At 56.6% G+C, this 23,198-nt stretch carries 31 protein-coding genes and 1 riboswitch; of the genes, 14 read left to right on the top strand and 17 right to left on the bottom strand.

The window, feature by feature from the left end; genetic code table 11:
• Positions 1-182 precede the first annotated feature (182 nt).
• Complete coding sequence (locus tag ACK3CV_RS14720; protein WP_039565702.1) at positions 183-1,769, top strand: EAL domain-containing protein; 1,587 nt, start codon at positions 183-185, stop codon at positions 1,767-1,769.
• 16 nt (positions 1,770-1,785) lie between these two features.
• On the opposite strand, the gene ACK3CV_RS14725 is transcribed toward ACK3CV_RS14720, so the two are convergent.
• On the bottom strand, positions 1,786-3,330 hold the full coding sequence (locus tag ACK3CV_RS14725) for a TerC family protein (protein WP_033634886.1): 1,545 nt from the start codon (positions 3,328-3,330) through the stop codon (positions 1,786-1,788).
• A gap of 563 nt (positions 3,331-3,893) precedes the next feature.
• Between ACK3CV_RS14725 and manX the strand changes: the two genes are divergently transcribed.
• The 5 genes from manX (at position 3,894) to mntP (ending at position 8,064) form a co-directional block, all read left to right on the top strand.
• Positions 3,894-4,853 (top strand): PTS mannose transporter subunit IIAB, encoded by a 960-nt coding sequence (manX, locus tag ACK3CV_RS14730; RefSeq protein ID WP_101427026.1) that lies wholly within the window; start codon positions 3,894-3,896, stop codon positions 4,851-4,853.
• 56 nt (positions 4,854-4,909) lie between these two features.
• On the top strand, positions 4,910-5,710 hold the full coding sequence (locus ACK3CV_RS14735; RefSeq protein WP_033634888.1) for a PTS mannose/fructose/sorbose transporter subunit IIC: 801 nt from the start codon (positions 4,910-4,912) through the stop codon (positions 5,708-5,710).
• 15 nt (positions 5,711-5,725) lie between these two features.
• Complete coding sequence (locus ACK3CV_RS14740) at positions 5,726-6,568, top strand: PTS mannose transporter subunit IID (RefSeq protein ID WP_033634889.1); 843 nt, start codon at positions 5,726-5,728, stop codon at positions 6,566-6,568.
• Between the two features lie 54 nt (positions 6,569-6,622).
• Positions 6,623-7,081 carry a DUF986 family protein gene (locus ACK3CV_RS14745; RefSeq protein ID WP_033647681.1) on the top strand — a complete coding sequence of 153 codons (459 nt, stop codon included), beginning with the start codon at positions 6,623-6,625 and terminating at the stop codon, positions 7,079-7,081.
• A gap of 218 nt (positions 7,082-7,299) precedes the next feature.
• A riboswitch (yybP-ykoY riboswitch) is annotated at positions 7,300-7,483 on the top strand.
• Between the two features lie 11 nt (positions 7,484-7,494).
• Positions 7,495-8,064, top strand: coding sequence for a manganese efflux pump MntP (mntP, locus tag ACK3CV_RS14750; protein ID WP_033647683.1), 570 nt, complete (start codon positions 7,495-7,497; stop codon positions 8,062-8,064).
• A 64-nt stretch (positions 8,065-8,128) separates the two neighbouring features.
• Here the strand turns inward: mntP and rlmA are convergent, their stop codons facing one another.
• Complete coding sequence (rlmA, locus tag ACK3CV_RS14755) at positions 8,129-8,947, bottom strand: 23S rRNA (guanine(745)-N(1))-methyltransferase (RefSeq protein WP_041035504.1); 819 nt, start codon at positions 8,945-8,947, stop codon at positions 8,129-8,131.
• A 161-nt stretch (positions 8,948-9,108) separates the two neighbouring features.
• Between rlmA and pgeF the strand changes: the two genes are divergently transcribed.
• Positions 9,109-9,825 carry a peptidoglycan editing factor PgeF gene (gene pgeF, locus ACK3CV_RS14760; RefSeq protein ID WP_033634893.1) on the top strand — a complete coding sequence of 239 codons (717 nt, stop codon included), beginning with the start codon at positions 9,109-9,111 and terminating at the stop codon, positions 9,823-9,825.
• Between the two features lie 52 nt (positions 9,826-9,877).
• On the opposite strand, the gene cspE is transcribed toward pgeF, so the two are convergent.
• The 3 genes from cspE to ACK3CV_RS14775 all read right to left on the bottom strand — a co-directional run bounded on the left by cspE (position 9,878) and on the right by ACK3CV_RS14775 (position 11,962).
• On the bottom strand, positions 9,878-10,087 hold the full coding sequence (gene cspE, locus ACK3CV_RS14765; protein ID WP_002221949.1) for a transcription antiterminator/RNA stability regulator CspE: 210 nt from the start codon (positions 10,085-10,087) through the stop codon (positions 9,878-9,880).
• 41 nt (positions 10,088-10,128) lie between these two features.
• On the bottom strand, positions 10,129-10,245 hold the full coding sequence (locus ACK3CV_RS14770) for a DUF2627 domain-containing protein (protein ID WP_002211058.1): 117 nt from the start codon (positions 10,243-10,245) through the stop codon (positions 10,129-10,131).
• Positions 10,246-10,927: 682 nt separating this feature from the next.
• On the bottom strand, positions 10,928-11,962 hold the full coding sequence (locus tag ACK3CV_RS14775; RefSeq protein ID WP_060421409.1) for an MBL fold metallo-hydrolase: 1,035 nt from the start codon (positions 11,960-11,962) through the stop codon (positions 10,928-10,930).
• Positions 11,963-12,182: 220 nt separating this feature from the next.
• On the opposite strand from ACK3CV_RS14775, the gene ACK3CV_RS14780 reads away from it, so the two are divergent.
• Positions 12,183-12,473: a hypothetical protein gene (locus ACK3CV_RS14780; protein WP_033654429.1), complete on the top strand. Its 291-nt coding sequence runs from the start codon at positions 12,183-12,185 to the stop codon at positions 12,471-12,473.
• Between the two features lie 46 nt (positions 12,474-12,519).
• On the opposite strand, the gene ACK3CV_RS14785 is transcribed toward ACK3CV_RS14780, so the two are convergent.
• The 3 genes from ACK3CV_RS14785 to ACK3CV_RS14795 all read right to left on the bottom strand — a co-directional run bounded on the left by ACK3CV_RS14785 (position 12,520) and on the right by ACK3CV_RS14795 (position 14,670).
• A complete protein-coding gene (locus ACK3CV_RS14785; RefSeq protein ID WP_060421412.1) occupies positions 12,520-13,881 on the bottom strand; it encodes an amino acid permease in 1,362 nt (453 codons plus the stop codon).
• A gap of 175 nt (positions 13,882-14,056) precedes the next feature.
• Positions 14,057-14,293, bottom strand: coding sequence for a DUF4060 family protein (locus ACK3CV_RS14790; protein ID WP_004927680.1), 237 nt, complete (start codon positions 14,291-14,293; stop codon positions 14,057-14,059).
• Positions 14,294-14,367: 74 nt separating this feature from the next.
• On the bottom strand, positions 14,368-14,670 hold the full coding sequence (locus ACK3CV_RS14795) for a phage protein NinX family protein (protein ID WP_004927682.1): 303 nt from the start codon (positions 14,668-14,670) through the stop codon (positions 14,368-14,370).
• A 170-nt stretch (positions 14,671-14,840) separates the two neighbouring features.
• On the opposite strand from ACK3CV_RS14795, the gene fos reads away from it, so the two are divergent.
• Positions 14,841-15,248, top strand: a complete 408-nt coding sequence (fos, locus tag ACK3CV_RS14800; protein ID WP_060426065.1) for a fosfomycin resistance glutathione transferase — start codon at positions 14,841-14,843, stop codon at positions 15,246-15,248.
• A 36-nt stretch (positions 15,249-15,284) separates the two neighbouring features.
• Here fos and ACK3CV_RS14805 read toward each other — a convergent pair whose 3' ends face one another.
• Together ACK3CV_RS14805 and mgrB are read right to left on the bottom strand one after the other, a co-directional pair.
• On the bottom strand, positions 15,285-15,560 hold the full coding sequence (locus tag ACK3CV_RS14805; protein WP_033647694.1) for a YebO family protein: 276 nt from the start codon (positions 15,558-15,560) through the stop codon (positions 15,285-15,287).
• A gap of 81 nt (positions 15,561-15,641) precedes the next feature.
• Entirely contained in the window at positions 15,642-15,785 is a 144-nt protein-coding gene (mgrB, locus tag ACK3CV_RS14810; RefSeq protein WP_016927395.1) for a PhoP/PhoQ regulatory lipoprotein MgrB, read from the bottom strand.
• 176 nt (positions 15,786-15,961) lie between these two features.
• Here mgrB and ACK3CV_RS14815 point away from each other — a divergent pair, with 176 nt between their 5' ends.
• Positions 15,962-16,195 carry a YobH family protein gene (locus ACK3CV_RS14815; RefSeq protein WP_004927690.1) on the top strand — a complete coding sequence of 78 codons (234 nt, stop codon included), beginning with the start codon at positions 15,962-15,964 and terminating at the stop codon, positions 16,193-16,195.
• Between the two features lie 40 nt (positions 16,196-16,235).
• Here the strand turns inward: ACK3CV_RS14815 and ACK3CV_RS14820 are convergent, their stop codons facing one another.
• Entirely contained in the window at positions 16,236-16,475 is a 240-nt protein-coding gene (locus tag ACK3CV_RS14820) for a DUF2766 family protein (RefSeq protein ID WP_004927692.1), read from the bottom strand.
• Between the two features lie 184 nt (positions 16,476-16,659).
• Here ACK3CV_RS14820 and ACK3CV_RS14825 point away from each other — a divergent pair, with 184 nt between their 5' ends.
• A complete protein-coding gene (locus tag ACK3CV_RS14825; RefSeq protein WP_004927694.1) occupies positions 16,660-16,872 on the top strand; it encodes a YccJ family protein in 213 nt (70 codons plus the stop codon).
• A 447-nt stretch (positions 16,873-17,319) separates the two neighbouring features.
• A complete protein-coding gene (locus tag ACK3CV_RS14830; protein ID WP_004927697.1) occupies positions 17,320-17,706 on the top strand; it encodes a helix-turn-helix domain-containing protein in 387 nt (128 codons plus the stop codon).
• A gap of 21 nt (positions 17,707-17,727) precedes the next feature.
• Here ACK3CV_RS14830 and ACK3CV_RS14835 read toward each other — a convergent pair whose 3' ends face one another.
• From ACK3CV_RS14835 to lysM, 5 genes are all read right to left on the bottom strand, one after another.
• Positions 17,728-18,081 (bottom strand): DUF1304 domain-containing protein, encoded by a 354-nt coding sequence (locus ACK3CV_RS14835; protein ID WP_033634900.1) that lies wholly within the window; start codon positions 18,079-18,081, stop codon positions 17,728-17,730.
• 427 nt (positions 18,082-18,508) lie between these two features.
• Positions 18,509-19,450 (bottom strand): pirin family protein, encoded by a 942-nt coding sequence (locus ACK3CV_RS14840; RefSeq protein WP_079656565.1) that lies wholly within the window; start codon positions 19,448-19,450, stop codon positions 18,509-18,511.
• A gap of 104 nt (positions 19,451-19,554) precedes the next feature.
• Positions 19,555-19,719, bottom strand: coding sequence for a hypothetical protein (locus tag ACK3CV_RS14845; protein ID WP_162846224.1), 165 nt, complete (start codon positions 19,717-19,719; stop codon positions 19,555-19,557).
• A gap of 23 nt (positions 19,720-19,742) precedes the next feature.
• Complete coding sequence (locus ACK3CV_RS14850) at positions 19,743-19,883, bottom strand: hypothetical protein (protein ID WP_162846225.1); 141 nt, start codon at positions 19,881-19,883, stop codon at positions 19,743-19,745.
• Positions 19,884-20,161: 278 nt separating this feature from the next.
• On the bottom strand, positions 20,162-20,608 hold the full coding sequence (lysM, locus tag ACK3CV_RS14855) for a peptidoglycan-binding protein LysM (RefSeq protein ID WP_033634902.1): 447 nt from the start codon (positions 20,606-20,608) through the stop codon (positions 20,162-20,164).
• A 228-nt stretch (positions 20,609-20,836) separates the two neighbouring features.
• Between lysM and ACK3CV_RS14860 the strand changes: the two genes are divergently transcribed.
• Both ACK3CV_RS14860 and ACK3CV_RS14865 read left to right on the top strand, forming a co-directional pair.
• Positions 20,837-21,028 (top strand): YdfD/YebW family protein, encoded by a 192-nt coding sequence (locus tag ACK3CV_RS14860; protein WP_004934567.1) that lies wholly within the window; start codon positions 20,837-20,839, stop codon positions 21,026-21,028.
• 122 nt (positions 21,029-21,150) lie between these two features.
• Positions 21,151-21,375: a biofilm development regulator YmgB/AriR family protein gene (locus tag ACK3CV_RS14865; RefSeq protein WP_033634903.1), complete on the top strand. Its 225-nt coding sequence runs from the start codon at positions 21,151-21,153 to the stop codon at positions 21,373-21,375.
• A 242-nt stretch (positions 21,376-21,617) separates the two neighbouring features.
• Here the strand turns inward: ACK3CV_RS14865 and ompC are convergent, their stop codons facing one another.
• Positions 21,618-22,700: a porin OmpC gene (gene ompC, locus ACK3CV_RS14870; protein WP_033634904.1), complete on the bottom strand. Its 1,083-nt coding sequence runs from the start codon at positions 22,698-22,700 to the stop codon at positions 21,618-21,620.
• Positions 22,701-23,198: the final 498 nt, after the last annotated feature.

Genomic DNA, 23,198 nt, shown 5'->3' on the forward strand with positions numbered 1-23,198 from the left:
GCATTTTTCTCATCGATCCGGCGGTTAGCCTGCAAATTGGCCTTCTGTTTTACCAAACTGAAATAATTTACTGAGTTACCATCAATCTTGTATAACCTCAGGCTAGAATTAGCCGAGCGCAACTTAAGGATCAATGGCCTGACTGTGACTCGGAGCTGGATTACCGAACAAGGATTTACCGGATGTTGATGACCCACCTCGCCGCGTCCCGATATCGTTACTACCGTTGGCTGCTGGCCGGAGCGGTGGGCGCGGCTATTCTGTTGGTATCGCTGTATACCCGTTACTATCAAGAGGTCAAAAGCATCGAGTTGAGCCAACACACGTTGGCCACCCGCACCGTCGGCAAGCTCAACCAGTTGCTGACGCCGGCGCAGCTGCAGGCGGAACGCAGCATGGACATGCTGAACCAGTCCTGCGAGAACGTGTCATCTACCCTGCGCTTTCGCGCCGCGCAAAATCAGGCGCTGCGCGCCATGTTGCTGGTGAAGAACGGCATTATTTATTGCTCCAGCCTGTTTGGCGCCCGTCATTATCAGCTGGCCGCGGTGATGCCCTCCTTCGTCAACAGCGACGCCAGGCTGGCGCTGCGCCCCTCGCTGGCGGTGAGCAAAGGTCTGCCTACGCTGGTGCTGTGGACGCCATCTCCCCGCGATAAAACCAGCGGCGTGCTGCACGTGTTTAATATCGAACTGCTGTCCAACTTTTTACTCGAGCCGCAGGAGCCTTACGTTCAGCGCGTGGTGCTGAACGTGGCCGACAGCAGCCTGGAATACGGCCGCCGCGAAATCCTGAGTCGCGATACCCTGACCAACGATCTGCGCTACACCGCTGGCTCCGCGCTGTATCCGTTCTCGATTTCGCTGTTCGGCCCGCAGATCGGCATGCTGGCGCTTTCCGCCCTGCCGCGCCATATTCCGCTGGCGCTGCTGATCAGCCTGTTGGCCGCCTATGTGGTCTATCTGCTCACCGCCAACCGCATGAGCCTGTCTTATCACATCGGCCATGCCATCACCCATCGCGAGTTCCGCGTCTACTGCCAGCCGATCATCCACAGCGATACCGGGCGCTGCGCCGGCGTCGAGATGCTGCTGCGTTGGAAAAAGAAACGGCAAGGGTGGATCTCGCCCGACGTGTTTATTCCGCTGGCCGAGCAGCATGAGCTGATCATTCCGCTCACCCGCTACCTGATGAGCACCGTGACGGAAAATCTGCAGCTGTTCCCGCCCCGGCCGTCGTTCTACATCAGCATCAACGTCGCCGCCGAGCATTTTAAAACGCTCAATATCATCGACGATATTCGCCAGATTTGGCTGCCGGCGCACCCGATGCCCTCATTGATGCTGGAGCTGACCGAACGCACCGCGCTGTCGGCAATTCAGTATGACCAGATCCGCACGCTGAAAGACATGGGGATCATGCTGGCCATCGACGATTTCGGCACCGGCCACAGCTCGCTGAGCTACCTGAAGAACCTCAGCCCGGACGTCTTGAAGATCGATCGCGGGTTTACCGCCGCCATCGGCACCGACGCGGTCAACGCCACGGTGACCGACACCATCATTACGCTGGCGCAGCGCCTGAAGCTGAAACTGGTGGCAGAGGGGGTGGAAACGGAGGAACAGGCCGACTATCTGCGCTCACGCGAGGTCAATGCCCTGCAGGGATATTATTTCGCCAAGCCGATGCCGATCCACGTTTTCCCACTGTGGTTGCAACAGTACGAATCGCGCGTCAGGAAAGCGGAAGAGGATCCGCCGGAGGCCTGAGCCCCCGGTGGGAGGGTTACGCGTGCGCCGTCTCGTCCAGGACGACGCGGGTAACGCGCACCAGTTCGATACGGTATTCGGACACCTCAACGATATCGAACCGCAGGTGGTTCAGCTCAATGCTATCTCCCGCCACCGGCATCTGCCCGTAGTGGGCCAACAGCAGCCCCGCCAGGGTGGCGTAGTCGGCGGTGGGGCTGACCAGGTCATCGCAGGCCAGCGCCTGTTCCAGCGAGTGCAGATCGGTTCCGCCCTTCACCAGCCAGCCGTCACCTTCCGCCACGATGTCCGGCGTTTCGTCCTCGTCCGGGAATTCACCGGCAATCGCTTCCAGCACGTCCAGCGGCGTTACCAGCCCCTGCACCACGCCGAACTCATTGGTGACCACCACCAGACGCCCTTTGGCGCGGCGCAGCACCGCCAGCAGCTTGATGACGTCCATGGTTTCCGGCACCACGATCGGCGGCGTGCGGGCGGCGAACTCGGCGATATCTTCCCCTTGCTCCAGCGCCACCAGCAGATCCTTGGCACGTACCACGCCGACGATTTCATCCACCGAGTCGCGGCACACCGGGAACAGGCTGTGCGGCGTATCCAGCAGCTGTGCGCGCACCTCCTCGCGGGAGCGCTCGCAGTCGACCCAGGAAATGTCGGTGCGCGGCGTCATCACGCTGCGCAATGAACGCGAGGCCAGCGTCAACACGCCGCTGATCATATAGCGCTCTTCCGCCGCAAAGGTTTCATCCCGCGGCAAGGCGACCGCATCGTCCGTCTGCTGCGCACGCTGCTGCCCCATCAGGCGCATGATCGCTTCCGCGGTGCGCTCGCGCATCGGACGACGCGCTTGATGCTTGATAAAGTTGCGACGCGCGATCTGGTTGAACAATTCAATCAGAATCGAGAAGCCGATAGCGGCATACAGGTAGCCTTTAGGAATGTGCAAACCGAAGCCTTCGGCGATCAGGCTCAGGCCGATCATCAACAGGAAGCTCAGGCACAGCACCACGATGGTCGGGTGCGCGTTGACGAAGTTGGTCAACGGCTTCGACGCCAACAGCATCACCGCCATCGCGATCACCACCGCCGCCATCATCACCGGCAGATCGTTCACCATGCCCACGGCGGTAATCACCGCATCGAGCGAAAATACCGCGTCGAGGATCACGATTTGCACCACCACCGCCCAGAACTTGGCGTAACCGCGGTTAGCGCCGTCTTGATGCGTCTGCCCTTCCAGCCGTTCATGCAGCTCCATGGTGGCCTTGAACAGCAGGAATACCCCGCCGAACAGCAGGATCAAATCGCGGCCGGAGAAGCTGAAATCGCCGACGCTGAACAGCGGCGTGGTCAGGGTTACCATCCAGGAGATCACCGACAGCAGGCCCAAACGCATCAGCAATGCCAGCGACAGGCCGATAATGCGCGCCTTATCGCGCTGCTTCGGCGGCAGCTTGTCGGCCAAAATGGCGATGAACACCAGGTTGTCGATGCCCAGCACGATTTCCAGCACCACCAGCGTCAGCAACCCCGCCCAAATAGAGGGGTCCATTAAAAATTCCATATCAGACTCCAGAGAAAAGTGGGAATGAGCGCACGCCGCTCAGACGTGACGATGCCGCCGCTGCATGGGTGCAGTCGACAATAGCAAGGTGACGGGATGGGATTGCCGGGAGATGGCCGAAGGGCCGAACAGCATATGCAACGCCAGCGGGTGGCGGGTGAAACCTGGAAAAACAGTAACTTCGGTGACAGTCCATAGGGAGGGCTGAGGCCCTTCACTCCTTAGTAATGAAAGAAGGAATTACTGTATCAGGATTTTTCTGGGGGACAAAGCGGCTTTTTCAACGGCGGTTTAGGGTGACGCCCCCGCCATGTCATCTGCGACAGCTAAGATTTCTCCGAGCATTCAATAGCGGAGCAGCGTCACAAAAAATATTTTTTCACTCACTAAAATAAATGTCGCGTTCGTGAAGTATTGCGCACAGGCATTTGAAACTGCGTGAGAAATGTTAGGCGTGCGTTTCTTTTTTTCTACCATAATGTATCTGAACCGCGGAAGTGACTGCCAAGACGGCGCGGAGAAACGACACAAACCGCGCCTGGAGTTCAACGAGGAGGTAGCGAGTGGCAATAGCTATTATCATCGGCACACACGGGGCTGCAGCGGAACAACTGCTGAAAACGGCGGAGATGCTATTGGGCGAGCAGGACAACGTCGCCTTTATAGACTTCGTTCCCGGTGAGAATGCCGAGACGTTAATCGTCAAGTACAACGAGAAAATCAGTGGGTTGGATACCAGCGGCGGCGTGCTGTTCCTGGTGGATACCTGGGGCGGCAGCCCGTTCAACGCCGCCAGCCGCATTGCGGTCGACAAGGAAAACTATGAGGTCGTCACCGGGGTCAACATTCCGATGCTGGTGGAAACCTTCATGGCGCGGGACGACAACCCCGCCTTCGATGAACTGGTGGCGCTGGCGTTGGAAACCGGCCGCGAAGGCGTGAAAGCGCTGAAAAAACCGCAGGAAGAACCCGTAAAACCCGCAGCACCCGTCGCCAAAGCCGCTGCCCCTCAGGCGCCGCTGGGGCCGAATGACCACATGAAAATCGGCCTGGCGCGCATCGATGACCGCTTGATTCACGGCCAGGTCGCTACCCGCTGGACCAAAGAGACCAACGTCAGCCGCATTATCGTCGTCAGCGATGAAGTCGCCGCCGACCATGTGCGCAAAACCCTGCTGACCCAGGTCGCCCCGCCGGGCGTCACCGCCCACGTGGTGGACGTGGCGAAGGCCATCCGCGTCTGGAACAACCCGAAATACGCCAACGACCGCGTGATGCTGTTGTTTACCAACCCGACCGACGTCTTGCGTCTGGTGGAGGGCGGCGTGGATATTCAATCTGTCAATATCGGCGGCATGGCGTTCCGTCAGGGGAAAACCCAGGTGAACAACGCCGTTTCCGTCGATGAAAAAGATATCGAAGCGTTTAAGAAACTGAACGATCGCGGTATCGAGCTGGAGGTGCGCAAGGTCTCGTCCGACAGCCGGCTAAAAATGATGGACCTGATTAACAAACTCAATTAGTGGCGCCAGCCGCTGATTATTTTACTCAGAGCTTTTTTGGTCATAGGAGAAGTGCAATGGAGATCACCACTCTTCAGATTGTGCTGATATTTATCGTTGCCTGTATCGCCGGGATGGGTTCCGTCCTCGACGAGTTTCAGTTCCACCGTCCGCTGGTCGCCTGTACCCTGATCGGCTTCATTCTCGGCGATATGAAAACCGGCATCATTATCGGCGGTACGCTGGAAATGATCGCCCTGGGCTGGATGAACATCGGCGCGGCGGTCGCGCCGGATGCCGCCCTGGCGTCCATCATCTCGACCATTCTGGTCATCGCCGGCGGGCAAAGCGTCGGCGCCGGTATCGCCCTGGCCATTCCGCTGGCGGCGGCTGGCCAGGTGTTGACCATCATCGTGCGCACCCTCACCGTGGCCTTCCAGCACGCGGCGGACAGCGCGGCGGAGCGCGGCAGCCTGCGGGCCATCACCTGGATCCACATCGGCGCCCTGCTGCTGCAGGCGATGCGTATCGCCATCCCGGCGGTCATCGTCGCCATCTCGGTCGGCACCGCCGGGGTACACGCCCTGCTCAACTCGATCCCGGAAGTGGTCACCAGCGGCCTGAACATCGCCGGCGGCATGATCGTGGTGGTCGGTTACGCGATGGTGATTAACATGATGCGCGCCGGCTACCTGATGCCGTTCTTCTACCTGGGTTTCGTGACCGCCGCCTTCACCAACTTCAACCTGGTGGCGCTCGGCGTCATCGGCGTGGTGATGGCCGTGCTGTATATCCAGCTCAGCCCGAAATACAACAAGTCTCAGGTTGTCCAGGCCGGCCCGGCTAACGCGAACGATCTCGATAACGAACTCGACTAGGAATAGGTGAGAGAAATGGTTGATACAACTGCTCAAAAGAAACTCACGCCGGCCGATATTCGCGGCGTATTCCTGCGCTCGAACCTGTTCCAGGGTTCGTGGAACTTCGAACGCATGCAGGCGCTGGGTTTTTGCTTCTCGATGGTGCCGGTGATCCGTCGCCTGTATCCGGAAAACAATGACGATCGCAAACAGGCGATCAAGCGCCACCTCGAGTTCTTCAACACCCACCCTTACGTGGCGGCGCCGGTGCTCGGCGTAACCATGGCGATGGAAGAGCAACGCGCGAACGGCGCGCCGATCGACGACGGCGCGATCAACGGCATCAAGGTCGGTCTGATGGGGCCATTGGCGGGCGTCGGTGACCCGATTTTCTGGGGCACCGTGCGGCCGGTGTTCGCCGCGCTCGGCGCGGGCATCGCTATGAGCGGCAGCCTGCTCGGGCCAATCCTGTTCTTCGTGCTGTTCAACCTGGTGCGCCTGCTGACCCGCTACTACGGCGTGGCCTACGGTTACCGTAAAGGGGTGGATATCGTCAACGACATGGGCGGCGGCTTCCTGCAGAAACTGACGGAAGGGGCGTCCATTCTCGGCCTGTTTGTCATGGGGGCGCTGGTCAACAAGTGGACGCACGTGAATATCCCGCTGGTGGTGTCCAAGATCACTGACCAGACCGGGCATACCAACGTGACCACGGTGCAGACCATCCTCGACCAATTGATGCCGGGCCTGGTGCCGTTGCTGCTGACCTTCGCCTGTATGTGGCTGCTGCGCAAGAAAGTCAACGCGCTGTGGATCATCATCGGCTTCTTCGTCATCGGTATCTTTGGCTATTGGATTGGCCTGCTGGGCCTATAATCGTTCGAAACGGCCGGGGGGCAACCCCCGGCTTTTTTATGTGTGGAGCAAGAGATGTCACTGACCGACGCCGTACTGATGCTGTTTATCACCCTGCTGTTGCTGTACTCGCTGTATGACGAATTCGGCATGGATCTGCTGAAAGGCAAAACGCGCCTCAAGGTGCTGCTCAAACGCCGCCACCGCCTCGACAGCCTGATTTTCGTCGGCCTGATCGCCATTCTGATTTACCGCAATGTCACCGACAATGGTGCGGTATTAACCACCTACCTGCTTATTTCCTTGGCGCTGCTCGCTATCTATGTTTCTTATATTCGCGCTCCCAAGATGGTGTTTAAAGCGCAGGGTTTTTTCTTCGCCAATGTGTTTGTTGAATATAACCGCATTAAAGCCATGAATTTATCGGAGGACGGTATTCTGGCCATCGACCTGGAACAGCGCCGGCTGTTGGTTCAGGTGACACACCTGGACGACCTGGAGAAGATTTATCAGTTTTTCGTTGATAATCAATAGATAAATAAATTACCGCCTTGTTACCGCTCAAACCTTGCGCGGCCTGTGGGTAATTAATGGGCTGCGTCACTTTCACTCTGACTATTATTTCCGCAACATTGTTACCCACGTCTACATTATATTCCCACATGAAATTAGATTAATGAAAACGAGTCTCAATTAAGCGCGAACATCACGCCAGAATAAAGTTGTCGGTGGCGGAAATAATATGGTATGGTTGCGCCGTCATTGGGGAGTAGCCGGTTTCTGGAGAATAAAACGCCAGAAACGCCCGTATCAACATACTCGTTTCGCCGTATGAAACGTGGTGCGGGCAGCCAGGTAAGGTTGGCGAGACCATAGACACGTAACTCCGTCGTTTGGTTGGGGGTGGGTTACGTGTATATGGAGCCACCCGGCCGAGGCTATTTCACATGAACCTTTCAGCAACACTCATTCTCGCTTTCGGCATGTCCATGGATGCTTTCGCCGCTTCGATCGGCAAAGGCGCCAGCCTGCATCAACCCCGTTTCCGCGAAGCTATCCGCACCGGCCTGATCTTCGGCGTGGTCGAAGCGATCACCCCGCTCATCGGTTGGGCCATCGGCCTGTTCGCCAGCCAATACATCATGGAATGGGATCACTGGGTCGCCTTCTCGCTGCTGTTCATTCTCGGCATGCGCATGATTGTCGAAGGGGTGCGCAACAAGCCCGATGAAGAAGAGAAGGTCAAACGCCACGGCTTCTGGATCTTGGTGGCTACCGCTATCGCCACCAGCCTCGACGCCATGGCTATCGGCGTCGGCCTGGCCTTCCTGCAGGTCAATATCGTGCACACCGCCATGGCCATCGGTTGCGCCACCATGATCATGGCGACGCTGGGCATGATGATCGGCCGCTTTATCGGCCCGCTGCTGGGAAAACGCGCCGAGATCCTCGGCGGCGTGGTGCTGATCGGTATCGGCGTCAACATTCTGCTGGAGCATCTCGGCTACCTGGCCTGAGGCGCTCGCGCTACAAAAAAACCTGCCGCGGCAGGTTTTTTTGTTTCTGGGCTCACTGCGCCTGTTAAGCACGGCGCCGGTACAACGCCAGCACGAAATCCGTTTCGCACTCAAACTCGCCGCCGTGCGCCAGCCTCTGCTGCACCTCCGGCGTAGCGCGCCAGGCGAACGGCGTCATCTGCAGCAGGTTGGCGGCCTGTGCGCCCGGCAAGGTCATCGTATAGGCCAATGCCTCTTTACGCTCGCACTCGAATCCGTCGAACTGTTCGTCCTGTTCGGCATGCAGCTGCGCCTGCTGGTACACCTGCTCTTTCAGTTGGTACAGATGACGCGGGCCCGGCGAAACCGTCACCACCACGCCGCCCGGCTTCACCACTCGCGCCAGCTCCGCCGCCTTGCAGGGCGCATAGATGCGCAACACCGCATCCAGCGCCCCGTCGGCGAACGGCAGGCGGTGGCTGGAGGCGACGCAGAACGAGACCGCGGGATAACGCTTGGCAGCGTAGCGGATCGCCACCTTGGCGACGTCCAGCCCATAAACCGCCATATTGCGCTGCTGCGCCAGCCGTGCGGCCACGGCGGCGGTGTAATACCCTTCCCCACAGCCTATATCCAATAACGCGCCTGCATCGGCCGCCAGCGCCAAATCCAGCCACTCTGCCACCTGCTGTTGCAGCGGCTGATAAAAACCGCCGTCGAGAAACGCGCGCCGCGCCTGCATCATTTCCGCGCTGTCTCCCGGCTGCTTCGATCGCTTGTGCTGTACCGGCAGCAGATTGACGTAGCCTTCTTTGGCTTGATCGAACTGATGATTGCCGTCGCAACGCCAGTGTTGCGATGAGAAATGCAGCGGTTGATGACACAGGGGGCATTGATAAGACATGAATGGGCTTCCAGAAAGACAGGGCGCGGCTAGTCTAAAGAAGGCGTCGGCTCGATGCAAGGCGCATCCCCGCTCGCTTTCGCCGCCAACAACGCCTGGTCAAGCGGGGAAAAAGCTGGCTACACTGTGAGTCTGTTTTCTCACGCAGGTGAAAATAACTTATGAGCGATCGTTCCGCGCTGCTCGATGCGGTGCCCCACATTCAGCACGGCTTCGGCAGCAAACTCGCGCTGCTGCCGGGGCATCTGCTGCCCTACAGCGCCACGCTGCCGGAAAAGAAGCAGGTGCACGGCACCCGTATCGTCGAGGTGCTGCAACCGGCGCAGGCGTGCGGTGAAGCCGACGGCTTCTACACCCGCCAGCCCGGCATTCTGCTCGGCGTGCTGACGGCGGACTGTCTGCCGGTGCTGTTCAGCCGCCGCGACGGCGGCGCCATCGCCGCGGTTCATGCCGGCTGGCGCGGGTTGCTGGACGGCATTCTGGAACAGATGGCAGCGCGCATTCGCCAGGACGGCGACACCGCCGACTGGGTGGTATCTATCGGCCCAGCCGCCGGCGCGTGCTGCTACGAAGTCGACGAAGCGCTGGTGGAGAATTTTAAACAGCGCCTGCCGCTGCCCGCCACGCTGATCAGCCCGCATTACCGGCATCTGGATTTGGCCGCGATTGCCGAACACAAGCTGGCGGCGCTGGGCTTCGCCGCCGTTGACCGCGCCGGCAGTTGCACCATCTGCACGCCCGACGTCGACCCGCAGCGGCCGCAGCGCTTCAAGTACACCAGCTATCGCCGCAACAGCCACCGGCGCGCGCAGGATCCGACGCATCCGGGGATCAAAGGCCGCAACCAGTATGCCGGCATCATCATCGCCGCCGGATGACGGAAACGAAAAAGCCCGCGCGGAGGCGGGCTTTTTGTACAGCTGACGCTGATTAGATAGCAGTAACGTTTACTGCAGATGGGCCTTTCTGGCCATCTTGGATTTCGAACTCAACGTTCTGGCCTTCAGCCAGGGTTTTGAAGCCGTTACCCTGGATTGCAGAGAAGTGTACGAACACGTCTTTGCTGCCGTCAGCCGGGGTGATGAAACCGAAACCTTTAGACTCGTTGAACCACTTAACTTGACCTTTGATCTTTGCCATCTTGAGTATTTCCTTTGGATTGTTTAAACCGCCCGTGGGCGTTACATAGACAAACTAGAGTCGTTACTGCTTGAGGCACTAAGATAAGGATCGGCAGAGAAGCGGTATTCAACGCTAACGTCTTTACTCAGAACTTCTTTACTGAAAATGCCACACATATACAGAACTGTACCTCGTTTTACCCAGATGCGTTATCACATACTCTGTATGCGATGGCAAGCCATTTTTAATCACTGAACGACATGTCGCACATATTTGAAACGGTCGAGCGCCGCATTTGCTTAAATAGCCCAAAAGATGTTGAAGCATCGGCTATTTTCTGCTTGCCAAAATCACTGCGCCAGACCCCGCATTCTGATAGCGTTTTAACAAAACTTTCATCGTTTTGACGCCTCTCCTTCTCGGCACTTTCGCTTTTTTGCCGCTTATAGCGTTAAAAAATTTGAATCTTTATGGAATGTCATATGCAACATTTGAATATCGATGAACGGGGGCCAATTTATTCAATGCTCCTCCGACCCTTTAGCGCCGGAAAGCGCATTCATCGTCGGTCTTCAACCCTGCCGCCACAGGGTGAGAACCCCATAGCGTCGGAAGGCGCAAGTGAAGCGGGTACCACGGGCAACGGTTGCATAAGCATGCAACCTCCAGACGCCTCTCCCGCTGGCCAGTTGTTTCATCCTAAATAATCCGAAAGCCACGAGTCTGAATAACCGGAATAATCTTATGAATAGCGAAAGTGTGGCATGGAATTAAATCTTGAAGATCGGGTGGTTATTTGAATCACCACCCGTGCTTATCGATTCTGCTAATTACCGCCACGCTTTCAAACCGTTGATCTTATTCTTTCCCCGGTACCGCAGGGCGAAGAGAGAACGCTTGCTGCGAGTCCTGCAACGCGATGCGCTCGCCAATCTTCAACGGGTGGAATTGATGCTGATCCAGCCCCGCCTCGCTCAGCGCCAGGTTCAACTGCTGCGGCGGCTCGTCGAGCGATTCATCCGCCAATTCGAATACCCCCCAATGGATGGGAATGGCGCGCGGCTGATTCAGCTCGCGATACAACGTCACCGACTGCTGCGGATCCATATGCTGCTCCTGCATGAACCAGCGCGGCGCATAGGCGCCAATCGGCAGCGCCGCCACGTCGAACGGCCCCAGCCGTTGACCGATCTCCGCCAGCCGTTCCGAATAGCCGCTGTCGCCGGAAAAATAAAACCGCAGCGCCGGATGGTGGATCACCCAGCCGCACCACAACGAGCGATTGCGATCCCACAGCGTGCGCATGCTCCAATGCCGCGCCGGCGTGGCGTAGACCGTCAGTTCGCCCAGCGACAGGCTCTGCCACCAGTCCAGTTCATGCACCTTCAGCCGATAGCGGCGAAACCAGCGCTTCAATCCGAGCGGCACGATAAACTCGGCCTGTGGAAAGCGCCGCGCCAGCTGCCGCACCGTGCGCCTGTCGAGATGATCATAATGATTATGGGAGATCAGCACCGCATCCACCGCCGGCAGTTGCTCCACCGTCAGCGGCGTCGGCGTTCTGCGCTTCGGGCCGTAGAAGCTCAGCGGCGATGCGCGTTCGGACAACACCGGGTCGATCAGGATATAGCGCCCGCCCAGCCGCAGCAGCATTGACGCATGCCCAAGCCACCAAATGCTGTCATCGCCGCCGCTGAGATCTGCGGGTTGCCACCAACGCTCGGTAAATTGCGCGTAGCCCTGCTGCGGCGGCCTGGGCAGCCCCTGCCGCTTGCGTTCATCCTGCCAACGCTGCAGGTCGCCCTCCTGGCGCTGCGAGGGTTCCGGGTTGCGAAATCCCTCCGGCGTGTGATGCGCCTTGGCCGCGTCGTAATAACGGTTGATTCTCTTCATCCTGCCTTTTCTCCCGACCACTGCGCCCTGCACGGGCATGACTTTCAGTGTAACAAACCCGATGAAGCTCGCACTTTGTCAGCCGTGCGCTGCATCTCGGGACCTTTTGCCGTATGCTGTTGTCTCACTCCGGTGAGACAGCCAGGGCCGCCAAGAGCCCGTTAAGACTCTCTTAAGATCTTTGTGATTGACTTGTAGGGCATACAGAAAAGGAGAAGTTATGAGTCGTTCTACATCCCGCAAATCAGGCATCGGCCTGGGGCGCCGTATTCGCAGCGCGCTGCTGGCACAGAAGCAATACTGGAAAATGTATTTCGCCATGAAGCTGCGCCGTCTGCGCGTACCTGCCCCGCTGGTGGTGCTGGGCGGTTCGCTGCTCGGATTCTTCATGCTGGCCCTGCTGATGCTCAGCGTGGTCGCCATCGACGTGATCAGCACCCTGCTGCTACTGTGTCGGAAACTGCTGGGGCGGGGGCATAGTGAGGGGCGCGCCTTTATGCCGCGCGGCTAACGAGAAGAGAAGCGGAGGCGCGCAATACGCCTCCGCAGCATACCGATTAACGCTTGGTGCCTTTACGGCGCGTCAGCATAAACCCGCACCACAGCACCGCAATCCACACCGGCATCAGCAACACCGAAATGCGGATCCCTTCGCTGAAATACATAATCACCAGAATCAGGCTGAGGAACGCCAGGCACAGGTAGTTGCCGAACGGGTACCACAGCGCCTTAAAGCTGGGAATGACGCCCTGGCGGTTCTTGGCGGCGCGGAATTTCAGGTGCGCCAGGCAGATCATCACCCAGTTGATCACCAACGTTGAAACCACCAGCGCCATCAGCAGCTCAAACGCCTTGCCGGGCATCAGGTAGTTAATCAGCACGCCAATCGAGGTAATCAACGCTGATAGCGCAATGGACAGCACCGGCACGCCGCGCTTGTTAACCCGCGTCAGCGCCTGCGGCGCATTGCCCTGGCTGGCCAGCCCGAACAACATGCGGCTGTTGGCATAAACGCCGCTGTTGTAGACCGACAGCGCGGCGGTCAGCACCACCACGTTGAGCACGGTCGCCACCAGATTGCTGTTCAACGCATGGAAAATCAGCACGAACGGGCTGCCGCCTTCCACCACTTGCCCCCACGGATAGAGCGACAGCAGCACGGTCAGCGAGCCGATATAGAAGATCAGAATGCGGTACACCACCTGATTGGTGGCTTTGGGAATGCTGCGGCGCGGATCGGCGGCTTCCGCCGCGGTGATGCCGACCATTTCCAGGCCGCCGAACGAGAACATGATCACCGCCATCGCCATCACCAGCCCGGAGAAGCCGTGCGGCATAAAGCCGCCCTGCTGCCACAGGTTGGTGATGCTGGCCTGCGGGCCGCCGTTGCCGCTGACCAACAGCCAGGCGCCGAACACGATCATGCCGACAATCGCCACCACTTTGATGATGGCGAACCAGAATTCGGTTTCGCCGTACAGGCGCACGTTCACCAGGTTAATCAGGTTGATCAGCACGAAAAACAGCGCGGCGGAGGCCCAGGTGGGGATCTCCGGCCACCAGTACTGAATGTAGATGCCGACAGCGGTCAGTTCCGCCATGCCGACCAGAATGAACATCGCCCAATAGTTCCAGCCGGAAAGAAAGCCGGCGAAGTCGCCCCAATATTTATAGGCAAAGTGGCTGAACGATCCGGCGACCGGCTCCTCCACCACCATTTCGCCCAGCTGGCGCATGATTAAAAACGCGATAAAACCACCGATGGCGTAACCCAACAGCACGGCGGGGCCGGCCATTTTAATGGTTTGCGCAATGCCGAGAAATAAACCGGTACCGATGGCGCCCCCGAGGGCAATAAGCTGTATATGTCTGTTTTTTAAGCCGCGTTTTAGCGGAGTATCCTGATGCTGACCGCCCATCTTATCCTCATATGGCGTACACCCTTGCCGCTATCGGCCAAGATTTCACCAATCAATAAATGTATCTGCGGGCGGCTTTTTAACACTTAACCCCGTGAGCATCAAGGAGAAGCGCCCCGAGACGGCAGGCCGGAGCGCGATTTTTTTACCGTGAGAAAGCGGATAAGAGCGGCGTTTAGCCCGGCATTCCGCACAGTTTGGTCAGGTTGCGCGCGCCGATCATCAGCGTGGCGACATAGGATTGGCTACGCGTGACCACTTCCACCGCCACGCGATCGTTTTGATATTTTATCAGGTAGGTCGAGGGCCAGCCCTGACGGCGCTGGCCGAAGCTTTCGGCATGACGATCGATCGCCGCATGGGCAATCACCAGATGAGACAAGTTTTTATCACCTTTGATAATGCGCTTCATAAACAGCCTCCGCCAACGACAGCTCTGTTATTAGAAAAAGGAGAAACTCTTACCAATCACCGGTATTGTTCGACTCAGTTAGCCTGTCGGCTCATCAGGAAGCAGATCATCGCCGCGCGCAGCGGGCTGGCGCTGTCCGCCTGCCATTCACCGCCCTGGGTGCTCATGCGCGCCTGCCATTGCGGGCTGTCGCTTTGGTTATCGGGGTTCAGACTGATTTTGTTGGCGCAAATGATCGGCCAGGCATCGGAGGGATTCTTGCAGTAATCTTTACCTTTCACACCACCGTAGGGATACCACTTGTCCGGGTTCTCTCCGGTCAGCAGCGCGATGCTGCGGTTCACTTCGGCATCGCTTTCTTCGTACCATTTAATCATCGGCTTCATCCATCTTTCGTAAGGTTCGCGCTACATTACGATGTCTGTACGACAGTTTTATGACAGCGCCGCCGGTTTTCACATTATCTCTACTAATGCTTTGCCCCCTTTATCTTTCCTGAGCGCCTGCGTACACTTTTCTCTCTGTTCTGCGCCCAGGAAACGCATGCATGTTGACCGGCCTCAACCATCTGACGCTTGCCGTCAGCGATCTCGATCGCAGCTTCGATTTTTATCGTCATCTGTTGGGTTTTACCCCGCACGCCCGCTGGCAAGGCGGCGCCTATCTTTCGTTGGGGCCGTTGTGGCTATGCCTGTCGCTGGATGAAAGGCGCACGCAACAACGCGAGCGCGATTACACCCATTACGCCTTCAGCGTAGCGCCGGAACACATTGAACAGGCCAGCCAGCGGTTGCGCCAGGCCGGCGTCGAAGAGTGGAAAAGCAATCGCAGCGAAGGCGAATCACTTTATTTTCTCGATCCTGATGGGCATCAATTGGAGATCCATGCCGGCGATTTGGCCAGCCGCCTGGCGGCATGCCGGGAAAAACCTTATCAGGGCATGGTGTTTTACTGAGGCGCCCCGGCGGCAGCGCCAGCCGGAGCATCATGCTCAACGTTCGGGGATAAAACCTTTGAAATCCAGCGCGGGGCTGAGATCGTCGTCGTCAGCAGCAGCGCCGTCAGTGCCAGCGCGGTGCGCCATACGCTTCAACAGCGCCGTTTGCTGACGCTGTTGCTCGGCAATCTCTTGCAGCAGGCGAATCTGCTCGTTGGCGCGCACGCTGGCGCGGTTCACCAGGAACCAAACCCACAGCCCGGCCAGCAACGCCACGGCGGCGAGGGCCAGCGACAACAGGCCGTTCTGGCCAAAACCTAAATCGTACATGAAAAACCCTATCTACTGCGACATTCAGGCCGCCATCTTAACACTCGCGGCGGCCGTGCGAACATCCCTGCCGAAAATTGCTTACCAGGGCACGAAGCGGGTCACCGAACAGATGCCCAACGCAAAATTTCCACCATCGTCGCAATAGCTGTCCAGCGCCAGCAGGTAGAAAAACAGGCAGGCAGCGACGGCCGTCATTATCACGAGGATTTTTTTTCGCAACAAATTTAGCAGCCTCATTGTTATCTGGGTAATCTATCGCGCATGTTATCACAGCGAAGTTAAACGAAGTTTAACTTTTCGTTTAGATTTCTGGCTATCGCCCGGTTTTCAGACTGTTACCCTTGCCCTCGCATGCGCGCCGTGGCTAGATGCTCCCTCAGGGACAACGAGGAAATGCGATGAGTAAATTGATTAAGTGGGTACTGGTGTTGGCGGTCATTTACGGCGGCTTTTTGATCTCGGGCTACGGCGTGCTGATCGGCAGCAACAAAAACGTTGGCGGGTTGGGATTGCAGTGCAAATACCTGACGGCGCGTAACGTGGCGATCGCCCAGTACGTGAATGGCGACAACGGTTTCATCGGCGTAGCCGACTGCCCGCTGTTCAAGAAAATCGAAACGGTGGTGGATTAACCGCCACCGCCCGACGCCGCCGCTCTGCGGCGGCCCCGCCTCAGTTGCGGGTAAACTTCATCTCGATCAGCGCAATCGCCTTGTCAATCGCTCGGCGGGTCACCGGATCGGCGCCAGCAGGGTGCGTGGAGAAATCGATGCTTTTGAGCTGACCCGCCATCTTGTCGCGCACTTCGGTCGGCGCAATCACGTCGATAACGTCCAGAATCTGTTTGATGACCAGTTGGCAAGCGACCAGATCGGAAGCCAATTCCTGCTCGTTGCTCAGCATGTCAGACATAATAACTTTCCTTCTTGATTCAAACGCCGCACAGAATAGCATGGCGTCCGCGCCATTGCCCGCTCTCCCCGTCTTTTTCCCCCTTCTGCGCACCGCCGGGCAAAAGCCCGCGGCGGATTAGCCTATACTTGCAGCATGACGGTGGCAAAAACCACCCCCAAGCCACAACCAACAGGAGAAAGTTATGGCGAATCACAATGTGAAATCCTGGGCGACAGTGCGTGAAACTTCGGTGGAGATCGCCGAAGCCATTTTTGAACTGGCAGGGAACGACGAAGTGTTGGCGCAGAAAATCTGGGAAGAAGGCAGCGACGAAGCGCTGGAGAAAGCCTTTGCCAAAACCACCGCCGACCAGCTTTATTGGGGAGAGGAAACCGTCGAGCGGAAAAACGTTTGAGCGCCTGCGCAACAAAAAGCCCGGGTTTCTGACCCAGGCTTTCCCGATTGGCGTTCGCCCCGCTCAGCGGCGTGCAATATCTCTTGCTCTCACGGTTCTTCACCTCCCACACCTTCCGCGTTTTTCATGCTCATCACCGGCATCGCCATAAAAGCGCCGACGCCCACGATTACAACCAGAGTAATAATCACTGTCATTAACATGCGATCACCCCATCAACGTTGAGTTGTTACGGCTGACTCTGTTTTGGCGGTTACTTGCTGCGGCCTTCTTTGCGTCCCCCACCGAGGCGGTGACCGTCTCAGATTAGCCGTTTTTCCTTTCGGCTGACAAGCGGCGGTTAAGCGGTTTTTCCGAATAATTGCCGCCCGACGCCGGCGGCGTTTTTGTCCACGGCGGCAAGTTGTGTATACTTCACCGCTATGTAGGTCTCACACTGACGCACTGATGATACAAGAACACCACCTCTCATTGGTCTGCGCCCTCAGCAAATGGGTCGAAACTCACCTCGGACGAGTGATCCATCTCGAAGAGCTGGCCGAGTACTCCGGCTACTCGCTGTGGCACATGCAGAAGCTGTTCAAAGAAGCGACGGGGATTTCGCTCGGCAAATACATTCGCGAACGCCGTCTGGCCGGCGCGGTCTACCAACTGCGCAGCAGTGAAGCGTCGATCTTCGATATTGCCCTGGACTTTGGCTTCGGTTCACAGTCTCACTTCACGTACATGTTCAGAAAGCGTTTTAATATCACGCCCTATGATTTCCGCCAGGATTTGAGCGTCGATCTGCATATCGATCCGCCGCTGCACGTCATTCACCAAAAATCCGCCTGAAGCCCGCCGCAAACCGGCGGGTTAACGCGCCGCCCATGCCGCCAGTATCGCGATCGCGGCCGGCAGCGCCTGCACCCACAGAATTTTGCGGCTGGCGGTCAGCCCGCCGAACACGCCGGCCGCTAACACGCACCCGAGAAAGAACAGCTGCAGCGCCATATCCCCACGCCAGTAGCTCCATGCCAACCCCACCGCCAGAAAGCCGTTGTACAACCCCTGATTGGCGGCCAACACCCGGGTGGCGGCGGCGAACTCCGCCGTCGTGCCGAATGCGCGCCTGCCGAGTGGCGTACGCCACAGGAACATTTCCAGCACCAGGATATAAAGATGGAGCGCTGCGATGAGCAGCAGCAAAATATCGGCAAAGAACTTCATGAGGATCCCGGTCGTTTATTGAAGATGCCATCAATTATAAACTCCGCCTCTCATCTTCCCACCGGCGGAGATAAAAAAACCCGCCGAGGCGGGTTTATGCAGGAGTCATTTTTTGAGGTTAGTTTAATACGGCGACCAACAATGCCGCGACAGAGGCCCAAAACAGCGCCGTGGCAACCACGACATGGGACAGTCTTGCACGATAGAGTACCTGGCTCATAATGACCTCACTGACATCTGACTAACGGGAGACAACCTTACTTCCTGAGGATTATCCTAAACTTCTTCTCGCTGTCATTATATGCGCCAGATCACTTTTCCGCCGATAAACCTTATATTGTCGTAAAGCTGGAGCCGCGATCACATTAATTGCGCCTTATTAGAGCGAAATAAGCCGAATAATCGCGGCGATTATATCCTAACGCTATCAAACATCGCTCCAGGGCAGGCGTGGCGCGGTCATGCGCTCACCAGAATAACCGCTAACCGCCGGGAAGCGCGGCGCCCCTTGTTCCCAATCATGCTGAGCCCGAGTAATTTCAGCCTTGCTATGGCCAACGAAATTCCACCAGATAAGGACCTCTTCGTTTAATGGCGCCCCACCGATTAATAATCCCCGGCAGCCCTTTTGCGCATTTAACCCAATAGAGTTATTCTTCATGCCCAAATAGGCGAACTCATCAGGTGAAAAAGTTTCACCATTAAGTTCAAATGCACCAATAAGGGGCAAAAAGCCGATTTCATAATCATCGCGCAGCGGCAATTCGATCCTCGCCGCTTCCTGCCATTCCAGATCAATGGCGATTAATGGCGAAAGCGTAAACACCGGTGAACGATAAGCGCCAAATTCCCCCACCAGCAAACGGTGATTCACGCCGTTATTCTGCCATTGCGGCAAGTCAGGATAATGATCGAAGCGTGGCGCCATGTCGGCATGTTCGGCCGGCAGCGCGATCCATAATTGTGCGGCATGCAATCGCCGTTGCTCACCCACCGACTGTTCGGTATGCGCAATGCCGCGCCCTGCGGTCATCAGATTAACCTGGCCCGGGCGAATCACCTGCTCACTGCCGAGGCTGTCTCGGTGCAGCACCTCCCCCTCTATCATCCAGGTGAACGTTTGCAGCCCGATGTGCGGATGCGGCCCCACATCCATGCCGGGCGAGGTGCCGTTGAATACCGTCGGCCCGGCGTGATCGAGAAAACACCAGGCGCCGACGGTGCGCCGCTCCCGGGTTGGTAACGCACGGTTGATCGGGATGCCCCCCACTTCTGCGTTACGCACGGCAATACGTTGTATCTGGCGCACGCCGTCAACGACAGGGCATTCGCGTGCAGGTGAAGAGAGCGTAGGACGTGACTGACTCATCGCAAAGACCTCCTGAATGGCGCCGATTCGCCAAGGGTAACCGCCCAAGCTTAACACAGGACAGCTTCCCCACAGAGCGGCGACGCTCAGGCGCAGTTGCGCGGTCAGGACGCTTTGATATAGCAGCTCATGATGTCTATATCGTCCTGCGCGTGCCTGAGATCGGAGAAATAGGTCACGCCAAAGAGAATTGATACCACCAGCAGCACGGACACCAACAGGCCGATAATCGCCAGCAGTTTGGTCTCATCATGGAGATTAGGCTCCATTTTATCTCCCCTAGTTAATCGCGTCAGGTCACCCACAGCGTGACCGCCAGCGTAAAGATAATCAGTGAGCAGGACGCCACCGCCAACACGACGATCGCAAATTGCGCATCACCCAAGGTTTCTCGATAGTTTTTATCCGTTGAGGCGTTACGCTGTTGTTTCACTAAATCGGTTTCACTCGTTCAACTGCTGCATTGCTGTTTGACGGGGCAAAACATCCCCTCAGAATAAGGCGCCAACGTTGCCGCCTTGGTCGTTCCGGCTCAACCGGGGGATGACGCTATCAATTTTCCCCATCAGGGTCAACACCGCGCCTGCCGGCAAGCGAGCGGGTACACAGGGGAAATGTAACCGGCATCAAGATCGCAGGGAAATAAGAGACACCTATTGCAGAGGACAAAAAAAAGCCCGGTACGCAACCGGGCTATGGCAGACCGACGCGTTATTGCGGGATACGCAACACCTGCCCAGGATAAATCTTGTCCGGGCTCGACAGCATCGGCTTGTTGGCTTCGAAAATCTTGTTGTACTGATTGGCGTTGCCGTACATCTCTTTAGAGATGGCGCTCAGCGTATCGCCCTTCTTCACGGTATAGAAGCGGCTCTCGGCGTCGGGTTGCGTCACCGCCACCTTATCCTCCACGCCGCTGATGCCCGCCACGTTGCCGACAGCCACCAGGATCTTCTCTTTTAACTCCTGGCTGACGGCGTCGCCGGTCACTACGGCTTTACCATCGATCACCTGCACATTGACTTTGTCGGTGCCCGGCAAGCCGCTCTTATCTAGATGCTCCTTGAGTTTGGCGCCTTGATCTTCGGCGGAGGCATTGCCGGTGACTGTGTCCCACAGTTTTTCGCCCGCTTCTTTGACGAAGTTAAACAAGCCCATATTCACTCCTTTTGATGGTTTCACTAATGCGTTTAAGTAAGGCTAGTTAAGCTTAGCATCGACAAAAGGATATGCCATCCGCTCACGGCGTCAGAAACGGTTAGAGTATTCCGAAAGTGTCGTCAGCGGCGTTTCGGTGGCGATTAATCGCGCAATGATGCTGAAAAATCGCGCTTTTTTACCTACACTGTTGCAGACAGAGCAACTCGACGAAGGAGGCGTGCAACGATGTACGCATTGGTGATGTTTGTCTGTTATCTGGATGGTGGCTGCAGTGAAATGGTGGTCGACATATTGCGCGACGAGCCGCAATGCCTGGTCGCAATGAAGGAACAGAACTTGCGACACGCCGGCTGTTATCCCATGGAAGAGTTTATCGACGGCTTCTGGTTGCCAGCCAGCGAATATTCGGATTTTTAACGCCCTCCCGCGCGACGCTGAGGAATTTCTGATTTCATCGGAAACTGCGTCTTCCTCCGAGGCATAAGGCCGCTGTTTTGCTAAATTGCGGCTCCCGAAGAAGAAAGAGACAGAGAAAGGTCATGCCAGCATCGGCTCACTCCAACGAGCAATATGAAACTCTGCTGCACGACGTCAGCCTGGCGTTAGGCGACGCAGTGTTGCAGTTAATCCAAAACCATAAAAAGGTCTCCGGCGGCAATATTCTTTCACAGCTGGTGAACGAAATAGAGCGTGAGCAGGATCAGCAACGTTTCGCCGCGCTGCGTTCCGCCATTGAGCTGGTCGGGCTGGCGCCCAAAGGCTGAGATCCCGATAAAACGAAGGCCGGGCTTGCGCCCCGCCTGAGGTGAATGACAAGCCTGATGACATTGCCAGGTTTACCGAAAACAGCATTTAAAATAAGGGAAATCAATTCATTGATTTTCGGTTGCTCACCACAAAGAAGGAAAAACCACGCTTTTTCCGCCTTTGTCAACGAGCTAAGGCGGGGCTTGCGCCCCGCCTGATTACCAATCCCGACACAGGATGAAGGTAAGGGAATTGCAGATTAGAAGCGATACGTCAGGCTGACGGCAACAATATCATCGTTGGCCAATTTCAGTTTGTTATCGTCGCTCAGCTGGTTGATTTGGTAATCAACGTAGGTGTACATATTTTTGTTGAAGTAGTAAGTCGCCCCCACTTCCACGTATTTCACCAGGTCGGCATCACCGATCCCTTCGATATCCTTGCCTTTGGACTGCACGTAAGCCACGGAAGGACGCAGACCGTTCTCGAATTGATACTGGGCCACAACTTCGAAGTTTTGCGTTTTATTGGCGAAACCGGAAGTGCCGTTGACGCTGATCGGCGTCATGTTGCGGGTTTCGGCATACATCGCAGCCAGGTAAACCTGGTTGGCATCGTATTTCACCGCGGTGGTCCATGCGGTGGCGCTGTCGCCTTTACCGTACTGCAGCGCTTTTTGAGCGCTGGTGCGGTTGGAGTCGGAGAACGCCGCCGCTACGCCGATGCCGGAACCGCCGATGTCCTGATAGTCCAGAGACAGGCCGTAACCGTCGCCGTTTTGCTTGGTCACGCTGCGGCCGTCGCCATCGTTTTTACCCTGGTACTGCACCGCCAGATTCAGGCCGTCCACCAAACCGAAGAAATCACGGTTGCGGTAGGTGGCCAAACCGTTGGAACGGGCGGTCATAAAGTTATCGGTATAGCTGTAGGAGTCGCCGCCGAACTCCGGCAGCATGTCGGTGTAAGCCTCGGCGTCATAGACCACACCATAGTTACGGCCGTAGTCGAAAGAACCGTAGTTGCCGAATTTCAGCCCCGCGAAGCCCAGACGCGTTTTGGTGCCGGTAGTGCCCTGCGCTTCGTCGTGATTGGCCTGGACGTTGTATTCCCACTGGCCGTACCCGGTCAACTGATCATTGATTTGCGTTTCGCCTTTGAAGCCCAGGCGAACATAGGTCATATCACCGTCGTTGGATTTACTGTCGCTGAAATAATGCTTGGCGTTAACACGGCCGTACAGGTCGAGTTTATTGCCATCCTTATTGTAGATTTCAGCCGCGTTGGCGAAGGAGGTGATCGCCCCGAGGGCGACAGCTAAGGCTAATACACTGCGTTTCATCATTTATTTTCCTAGATATTATAATTAGAACCCTGCCCGTCACGCCCATTTATAATTTGGGCTGTGATTTTATCTTTTGGTATTTTATGAGCACCCCTAATACGGGGGTGATGTGACATTAGCATCATGAATCAAAACTTAAAATCAAAAAGTTCATGAAACAACGAGGAGAAAGCATGTTTATTTGTAACTAAACATTACAAAGAAAGCCTCACACAACCCATTGAATATATGAATATTTTGCCACATAAGTTATAACCAAAATGGTGCAACGCACCAATATGGTGCATTTAGGTTTCGTTTTGCGTGCTTTCTGCGCGATTCAAATGTAACAACAAAATTAGCATGGTTATTAAAAACGTTACTTATTTCACATTTTTGTCTTAACATATTCACCAGGCAATTAAGACTTTCAGCTAATCATCTGACACCGCCTTTTATTCATTCACATAAGGGAATCTCTTCGGAACGAATAAAATTCGCCTTACGGCAATTAAAATA

The sequence above is a fragment of the Serratia sp. TSO36 genome (assembly GCF_057808395.1).

What these genes read in the sequence shown, in the direction of transcription:
- ACK3CV_RS14720 (WP_039565702.1), top strand. Translation starts at nt 183, where the DNA reads ATGTTGATGACCCACCTCGCCGCGTCCCGATATCGTTACTACCGTTGG.
- ACK3CV_RS14725 (WP_033634886.1), bottom strand. Translation starts at nt 3,330, where the DNA reads ATGGAATTTTTAATGGACCCCTCTATTTGGGCGGGGTTGCTGACGCTG.
- ACK3CV_RS14735 (WP_033634888.1), top strand. Translation starts at nt 4,910, where the DNA reads ATGGAGATCACCACTCTTCAGATTGTGCTGATATTTATCGTTGCCTGT.
- ACK3CV_RS14740 (WP_033634889.1), top strand. Translation starts at nt 5,726, where the DNA reads ATGGTTGATACAACTGCTCAAAAGAAACTCACGCCGGCCGATATTCGC.
- ACK3CV_RS14745 (WP_033647681.1), top strand. Translation starts at nt 6,623, where the DNA reads ATGTCACTGACCGACGCCGTACTGATGCTGTTTATCACCCTGCTGTTG.
- mntP (WP_033647683.1), top strand. Translation starts at nt 7,495, where the DNA reads ATGAACCTTTCAGCAACACTCATTCTCGCTTTCGGCATGTCCATGGAT.
- rlmA (WP_041035504.1), bottom strand. Translation starts at nt 8,947, where the DNA reads ATGTCTTATCAATGCCCCCTGTGTCATCAACCGCTGCATTTCTCATCG.
- pgeF (WP_033634893.1), top strand. Translation starts at nt 9,109, where the DNA reads ATGAGCGATCGTTCCGCGCTGCTCGATGCGGTGCCCCACATTCAGCAC.
- cspE (WP_002221949.1), bottom strand. Translation starts at nt 10,087, where the DNA reads ATGGCAAAGATCAAAGGTCAAGTTAAGTGGTTCAACGAGTCTAAAGGT.
- ACK3CV_RS14770 (WP_002211058.1), bottom strand. Translation starts at nt 10,245, where the DNA reads ATGTGTGGCATTTTCAGTAAAGAAGTTCTGAGTAAAGACGTTAGCGTT.
- ACK3CV_RS14775 (WP_060421409.1), bottom strand. Translation starts at nt 11,962, where the DNA reads ATGAAGAGAATCAACCGTTATTACGACGCGGCCAAGGCGCATCACACG.
- ACK3CV_RS14780 (WP_033654429.1), top strand. Translation starts at nt 12,183, where the DNA reads ATGAGTCGTTCTACATCCCGCAAATCAGGCATCGGCCTGGGGCGCCGT.
- ACK3CV_RS14785 (WP_060421412.1), bottom strand. Translation starts at nt 13,881, where the DNA reads ATGGGCGGTCAGCATCAGGATACTCCGCTAAAACGCGGCTTAAAAAAC.
- ACK3CV_RS14790 (WP_004927680.1), bottom strand. Translation starts at nt 14,293, where the DNA reads ATGAAGCGCATTATCAAAGGTGATAAAAACTTGTCTCATCTGGTGATT.
- ACK3CV_RS14795 (WP_004927682.1), bottom strand. Translation starts at nt 14,670, where the DNA reads ATGATTAAATGGTACGAAGAAAGCGATGCCGAAGTGAACCGCAGCATC.
- fos (WP_060426065.1), top strand. Translation starts at nt 14,841, where the DNA reads ATGTTGACCGGCCTCAACCATCTGACGCTTGCCGTCAGCGATCTCGAT.
- ACK3CV_RS14805 (WP_033647694.1), bottom strand. Translation starts at nt 15,560, where the DNA reads ATGTACGATTTAGGTTTTGGCCAGAACGGCCTGTTGTCGCTGGCCCTC.
- ACK3CV_RS14815 (WP_004927690.1), top strand. Translation starts at nt 15,962, where the DNA reads ATGAGTAAATTGATTAAGTGGGTACTGGTGTTGGCGGTCATTTACGGC.
- ACK3CV_RS14820 (WP_004927692.1), bottom strand. Translation starts at nt 16,475, where the DNA reads ATGTCTGACATGCTGAGCAACGAGCAGGAATTGGCTTCCGATCTGGTC.
- ACK3CV_RS14825 (WP_004927694.1), top strand. Translation starts at nt 16,660, where the DNA reads ATGGCGAATCACAATGTGAAATCCTGGGCGACAGTGCGTGAAACTTCG.
- ACK3CV_RS14830 (WP_004927697.1), top strand. Translation starts at nt 17,320, where the DNA reads ATGATACAAGAACACCACCTCTCATTGGTCTGCGCCCTCAGCAAATGG.
- ACK3CV_RS14835 (WP_033634900.1), bottom strand. Translation starts at nt 18,081, where the DNA reads ATGAAGTTCTTTGCCGATATTTTGCTGCTGCTCATCGCAGCGCTCCAT.
- ACK3CV_RS14840 (WP_079656565.1), bottom strand. Translation starts at nt 19,450, where the DNA reads ATGAGTCAGTCACGTCCTACGCTCTCTTCACCTGCACGCGAATGCCCT.
- ACK3CV_RS14845 (WP_162846224.1), bottom strand. Translation starts at nt 19,719, where the DNA reads ATGGAGCCTAATCTCCATGATGAGACCAAACTGCTGGCGATTATCGGC.
- lysM (WP_033634902.1), bottom strand. Translation starts at nt 20,608, where the DNA reads ATGGGCTTGTTTAACTTCGTCAAAGAAGCGGGCGAAAAACTGTGGGAC.
- ACK3CV_RS14860 (WP_004934567.1), top strand. Translation starts at nt 20,837, where the DNA reads ATGTACGCATTGGTGATGTTTGTCTGTTATCTGGATGGTGGCTGCAGT.
- ACK3CV_RS14865 (WP_033634903.1), top strand. Translation starts at nt 21,151, where the DNA reads ATGCCAGCATCGGCTCACTCCAACGAGCAATATGAAACTCTGCTGCAC.
- ompC (WP_033634904.1), bottom strand. Translation starts at nt 22,700, where the DNA reads ATGATGAAACGCAGTGTATTAGCCTTAGCTGTCGCCCTCGGGGCGATC.